This window comes from Mesorhizobium sp. M7A.F.Ca.CA.001.08.2.1, from assembly GCF_003998455.1.
GTDB lineage: Bacteria > Pseudomonadota > Alphaproteobacteria > Rhizobiales > Rhizobiaceae > Mesorhizobium > Mesorhizobium ciceri.
Map to the genome: position 1 here is coordinate 1 of NZ_RZPW01000402.1, position 5,658 is coordinate 5,658.

Annotated in this window: 5 protein-coding genes; 3 read left to right on the forward strand and 2 right to left on the reverse strand. The window is 61.9% G+C overall.

The genetic code is table 11. From position 1 onward, the window contains the following. Both EN914_RS21935 and EN914_RS21940 read left to right on the forward strand, forming a co-directional pair. On the forward strand, positions 1–775 hold a 775-nt coding region (locus EN914_RS21935; protein ID WP_127389250.1), incomplete at its 5' end, for a DUF3734 domain-containing protein. Between the two features lie 325 nt (positions 776–1,100). Then, positions 1,101–2,027 carry an IS110 family transposase gene (locus EN914_RS21940; protein ID WP_032899107.1) on the forward strand — a complete coding sequence of 309 codons (927 nt, stop codon included), beginning with the start codon at positions 1,101–1,103 and terminating at the stop codon, positions 2,025–2,027. A 291-nt stretch (positions 2,028–2,318) separates the two neighbouring features. Here the strand turns inward: EN914_RS21940 and EN914_RS21945 are convergent, their stop codons facing one another. Both EN914_RS21945 and EN914_RS21950 read right to left on the reverse strand, forming a co-directional pair. Next, positions 2,319–3,920, reverse strand: coding sequence for an inorganic phosphate transporter (locus tag EN914_RS21945; protein WP_024503026.1), 1,602 nt, complete (start codon positions 3,918–3,920; stop codon positions 2,319–2,321). 124 nt (positions 3,921–4,044) lie between these two features. Then, the gene (locus tag EN914_RS21950) at positions 4,045–4,578 is read right to left on the reverse strand and encodes a TetR/AcrR family transcriptional regulator (protein WP_024503025.1); all 534 of its coding nucleotides are present in this window, start codon (positions 4,576–4,578) and stop codon (positions 4,045–4,047) included. Positions 4,579–4,723: 145 nt separating this feature from the next. Between EN914_RS21950 and EN914_RS21955 the strand changes: the two genes are divergently transcribed. Next, the coding region (locus EN914_RS21955; RefSeq protein ID WP_127389251.1) for an efflux RND transporter periplasmic adaptor subunit at positions 4,724–5,658 on the forward strand (935 nt) is incomplete at its 3' end.

Here is a 5,658-nt window from a genome sequence, read left to right on the forward strand (position 1 = left end):
CCCCTGGATGGAGCAGCCCGGCGCCGAGGGCGCCACCAGCTTCTACGACACGGCCGAGCTGAAGGAGACGCTGCAAAGCCTGATCGACTTCGACATCCTCAACGACGGCAAGAAGCGGTTGAGCGTCGGCGCGGTCAACGTCCGGACCGGCAACTTCGTCTATTTCGACACCGACAAGGTCCGCATCGAACCGGAGCACATCATGGCCAGCGGCGCGCTGCCGCCGGCGTTCCCGTCGATCCGCATCGAAGGCGAATATTACTGGGACGGCGGCATCGTCTCCAACACGCCGCTGCAATATCTGCTCGACCAGGAAGAGGACCGTTCCTCGCTGGTTTTCCAGGTCGACCTGTTCAGCGCGCGAGGCGTCCTGCCGCGCAGCATGCCGGACGTGCTGTCGCGCCACAAGGACATCATGTATTCGAGCCGCACACGGCAAAACACTGACAATTTCAAACGCATCCACGGTCTCAAGATGCGCCTGCTCGATGCACTGAAACGGGTGCCGAAGGAGTTGCGGACGCCGGCCGAGGAAGCGCTGATCGAGGACTATTCGGACGCCGGCACCGTCAACATCGTGCACCTGATCTATCAGCACAAAGGCTATGAGGGTCACGCCAAGGACTATGAGTTCTCAGGCACCTCGATGCGCGAGCATTGGGAGACAGGGTTGGAGGACACGCAGCGCACCTTGCGCCATCGTGAGTGGCTGACGATGCCGACCAATGTCGACGGTGTCGCCATCCATGACCTGCATCGCGAAGACCCGACGTAGCCAGGCCGGGTATGCCCAACGGTTCAGCGTTGTTGGCCAGGATTCCTTTGAACGGCCATCGCCGACGCTCGAGATTGGCCGACGCCTCCAAACTTCGTCATCCTAGGGCGAAGCAAGGAGCGAAGCGACGCGGCGCAGACCCTAGGATCCTGTGTGTTTTTGCCATGCTATGGTTGAGGTGGGAAGGAGACCGACAGGATCCTGGTCGTCCTTTCGAGGACAGGCCGTGGCATGGCTCGGTCCCTTCCCACCGGTGAACCATCAACCTGAACAGTTGCACGGGGCTGTCAGCAGCAGACCCCGCACCACAGGAAGAGGCGTGGACATGATAATGCAGAACTATGTCGGCTGCGACATCTCCAAGCAGTGGCTCGATTTCTTTGATGAGGCAAGCAGCCGTTGCCAGCGCATCGACAACCAAGCCGATGCGATCGCTGCCTATGTGGCAGGCCTTCACCCCGGCCGAGATTTTGTCGTCATGGAGGCAACAGGGGTCCATGACCGGCTGCTGCGTCATGGGCTGGCCAAGGCAGGCGTGTCGTTCTCGCGGCACAATCCGACACACACTCACCACTATGCGAAGTCGACGGCACGGCGCGCCAAGACCGATCCTCTCGACGCCAGGATGCTGAGCGGCTACGGTCGTCGCTACCACCCTGAAGCCGAGCCGGTGCCGCGCGAAGAAGGTGAGCACCTTCAATCGCTTGCCCGCCACCGCGACCAACTGGTCGATATCAGGGCAACGTTGAAGAAGCAGCGCGCCGATGCCTTCGACGAGATCGTCATGGCCGAACTCGAAGAGCTGATCGCCAGCTTCAACACACGCATCAAGGCGCTCGAGAGCCGGATCGCCGAAACCATTCGTCAAGTCGAGGATACTGCCCGCGACAACGCGCTGATGGTCTCCGTGCCCGGTGTCTCCAAGATCACCGCGCTCTCTCTGCTGGCCCACCTGCCCGAGCTCGGCCAGCGTTCACCCAAGTCGATCACAGCACTCGCCGGCCTTGCCCCCTTCGACAACAAGAGCGGCAAGCTCAATCGCAGGAGTCAGATCCAGGGTGGCCGACCGCGCGTGCGCCGTGCCCTCTACATGGCAGCACTGGGCGCCATCCGAGCCTGTGATCGCTTCCGAGCTTTCTACAGCGCCATCGCAGCCCGATCAGGGTCAAAGAAGCTCGCCATCATTGCCGTCGCAAGGAAGCTCCTCGTCGTCCTCAATGCCATCATCCGAGACAAAAAAGCATTCGCATGAACACAGTTGCCATGCCGTGATCTTTGCCACGGAGTGCAGCGGAGCAGAATTCTGCACCGCGGCAACGCTCAGGAGTCGCGGCATGGATCCTATGGTCTGCGCCGCGTCGCTTCGCTCCTTGCTCCGCCACAGGATGACGAAGCGAAAGGCGTTTCGGCCAATTTCCTAGGCATGTTCCACGTCAACAGAAACGAATACGTCTTCGCCCCTTGAACGCAGTGCTCACTTAAAGAAAAAAGGCAGCGCCGGTCACCCGGCGCTGCCTTTTCTTTGGACGCTTATACGCTCGGCTCAGAACACCTGGCGGAAGATGATGAACAGCACGAAGGCCAGCGTGATCGAGCACGGCAGCGTCAGCACCCAGGCAAGCAGCAGATTGCGCACCGTCGCCCATTGCAGCCCCGAACCGTTCGCCGCCATCGTTCCGGCAACGCCCGACGACAGCACATGGGTCGTCGACACCGGCAGTCCCAGCCGATCGGCCATGCCGATGGTCACCATCGCCACGAGTTCGGCCGCCGCACCCTGGCCGTAGGTCAGATGGCTCTTGCCGATCTTCTCGCCGACCGTGACGACGATGCGTTTCCAGCCGACCATGGTGCCGAGGCCGAGCGCCAGCGCGACGGCGACCTTCACCCAGATCGGGATGAACTTCGTCGCGTTGTCGACGGCCTTGTGATAGTCGGTGACCGCTTTCAGATCGGCCGCCTCCATCGGCAGCAGCTGCTTCTTGTCGATCAGCTTGAGCGCTTCGCCGATCAAATAGATGTCGTTGCGGGCGTTGCTGACCAGATCGGTCGGCACCGTCTCGACCGAGGCATAGGGCTGCAGGCCAGCCGTCGTGTTGTGGATGTAGGTCTGCAGCGCAACCGTCGTCTGGTCGCTCCATGTCCTGGTGCGCACGGCATCCTGGACGGCTGCCTTGGCATCGGTGACGGTGACGCCGGGCTTGGCATATTTGCCCAGCGCCGTTTCGACGCTGACCGAAGCAGACTTGTAGGCTTCGAGATAGTTGATGTCGGGGGTGCGGTTCAGCGCATAGGCCGTCGGCACGACGCCGATCAGGATCAGCATGATCAGGCCCATGCCCTTCTGTCCGTCATTGGAGCCATGCGCAAAGCTGACGCCGGTGCAGGTGAAGATGAGCAGGCCACGGATCCACCATGGCGGCGGCGTGTTGCCCTTCGGCGCCTCGTAGAGCGCCGGATTGCGCACCAGCAGCTTCATTACATAGAGCAGGATCGCCGCGGCGAAGAAGCCGATGATCGGCGACACCAGCAGGGTGACGCCGACATTGGTCGCCTGCGACCAGTCGACGCCGCTGGTGGCGCTGCCGGCGGGCGCCATGAACTGATTGGCAAGGCCGACGCCGATGATCGAACCGACCATCGTGTGCGAGCTCGACGCCGGCAGTCCGAGGAACCAGGTGCCGAGATTCCACAGGATCGCCGCCACAAGCAGCGCGAACACCATGGCGAAGCCCGAGGACGAGCCGACCTGCAGGATCAGCTCGACCGGCAGCAGCGACAGGATGCCGAAAGCGACCGCGCCGCTGGAGGTGAGAACCCCCAGGAAATTGAAGGCGCCCGACCACATGACGGCGAATTCGGCCGGCATCGAGCGCGTGTAGATAACCGTCGCCACTGCATTGGCGGTGTCATGGAAGCCGTTGACGAACTCGAAGCCGAGCGCGATCAGCAAGGCGATGCCAAGCAGGATCCACGGCACGGTCTTGGCCACCGCAAGATCCTGGCTGAGCGCGTAGCCGACATAGGCGATGCCGACGAGCACCAGCACGCCGAAGGCCGGCAGGAACCACTTCGCGCTGCCCGATTGATCCAGCGGATGATCCGGTCTCGGAATGCCCGCCTCGCTAGAAACTATGTCCACCATGTCCCACTCCAGATGCATTGCAGCAAAGAACTGGGAAGACGCTATGTCCGCACGATGAACCCTGTGTGACGCCGGCGAACGCCGCGTTCACGAACAGGCCCGCCGAAAAGCGGGTGGGCGGCGCCTATTTGGCAATCTCGAGCAGGGACGATACCAACAACTGGCGCTCGTCTTTCGACAGGACATCCGAATCGAAGAGGTTCATGCTGCGCAATCCCTCGATGGCGAGATAGCAGATCAACAGCGATTTGAGATCCGGCGTCTCGCCCTTCAGCCGCTCGAAAAGCTGCCGCTTGAAGGTCTTTATCGGCATCATGAAATCGGGATCCTCGGCGATGGCCGAGAAGATCCAGGACGCCGACGGCTGCTTTTCCTCGCAATCATTGGCCGACAGCCTGATGTAGACGGCCAGGGGATTTTCGTCCTTGTCATTTGTGCTGGCGGCTTCCAGCGCGTGCTCGAACTCGCGCAGATAGCCTTCGACCAAACCTTGCATCAATTTGGCCTTGGTCGGGAAATTGTAGAGGAGCCCTCCCTTCGACACGCCGGCACGGCTGGCGACGGCATCCAGCGACAGGCTGCCTGGTCCGGATTCCCGGGCAACATCAGCCGCCGCGGCGAGAATCTTCTCGCGCGAATTCGGTCTTTGGGCTCTCATGGTGCCTCCCATCGCAAGCTTAGGCCCAATTGACAAGACCGTCCAGACGGTACAGGAAGACCGCCATTATTTGAAATCGGGACCCGCAGTCGGTATGTGTCCCGATATCCGCGCTTCGCGCCGGATTTCGACTGAGGGGACTTCCTTGTTCAAGCGCATACTCCGTATCTTTATCATTGTTCTGGTTCTGGCCCTGCTCGTCGTCGTGGTCGGCGGCATCGTCGGCTTCAACTTCCTGCGCGACAACGGCATCAAGCAGTACTTCGCATCGATGAAGCCGCCGGCGGCAACCGTTTCGACGACCATCGCCAAGCCTTCGGCCTGGACGCCAGGCGTCGAGGCGATCGGCACGGTCAAGGCGGTGCGCGGTGTCGACCTGACGGTCGAGACTACCGGTATCGTCAAGGACATCCTTTTCCATGCCAACCAGAAGGTGGCGGACAATGCGGTTCTGCTGCAACTCGATGACGCCGTCGAGCGCGCCGACCTCGATGCACAGAAGGCGCAAGCCGCGCTAGACCAGACCTCACTTGCCCGCGCCATCGAACTGACCAGGCGTGGCGTTGGCTCCGACTCGACGCTGGACACGGCGCGTGCGGCGGCCTCGGCCTCGGCATCCCAAGTCACCAAGCTGCAGGCCGTGCTCGACCAGAAGCAGCTGACGGCGCCTTTCGGCGGCACGGTGGGTATCCCGAAGATCGATGTCGGCCAGTATCTGGCGCCCGGCACCGCCGTGGTGACATTGCAGGACCTCGACACGATGCGGGTCGATTTCACGGTTCCCGAACAGCAACTCGCCTTGCTCAAGATCGGCCAGACGATTCGATTGGGCTTTGGCGGCGAGGACAGGCCATTCGCAGGCGCCATTCGTGGCATAGACCCGAAGATCGACTCGTCCAGCCGGCTGGTGAACATCCGGGCGGAAGTCGCCAATCCCGATGGCAAGCTGACCCCCGGCCAGTTCGTGCAGGTGCGTGTCGAGCTGCCCGAAGAGCAGAACGTGCTGACCCTGCCGCAGACGGCGCTGACGACAAGTCTCTATGGCGACTACATCTTCGTGGTGCAGCCAGCCAAGCCCGC

Bases quoted from the DNA above. Each gene is read 5' to 3' on its own strand.
- EN914_RS21945 (WP_024503026.1), bottom strand. From the start codon at position 3,920: ATGGTGGACATAGTTTCTAGCGAGGCGGGCATTCCGAGACCGGATCAT.
- EN914_RS21940 (WP_032899107.1), top strand. From the start codon at position 1,101: ATGATAATGCAGAACTATGTCGGCTGCGACATCTCCAAGCAGTGGCTC.
- EN914_RS21950 (WP_024503025.1), bottom strand. From the start codon at position 4,578: ATGAGAGCCCAAAGACCGAATTCGCGCGAGAAGATTCTCGCCGCGGCG.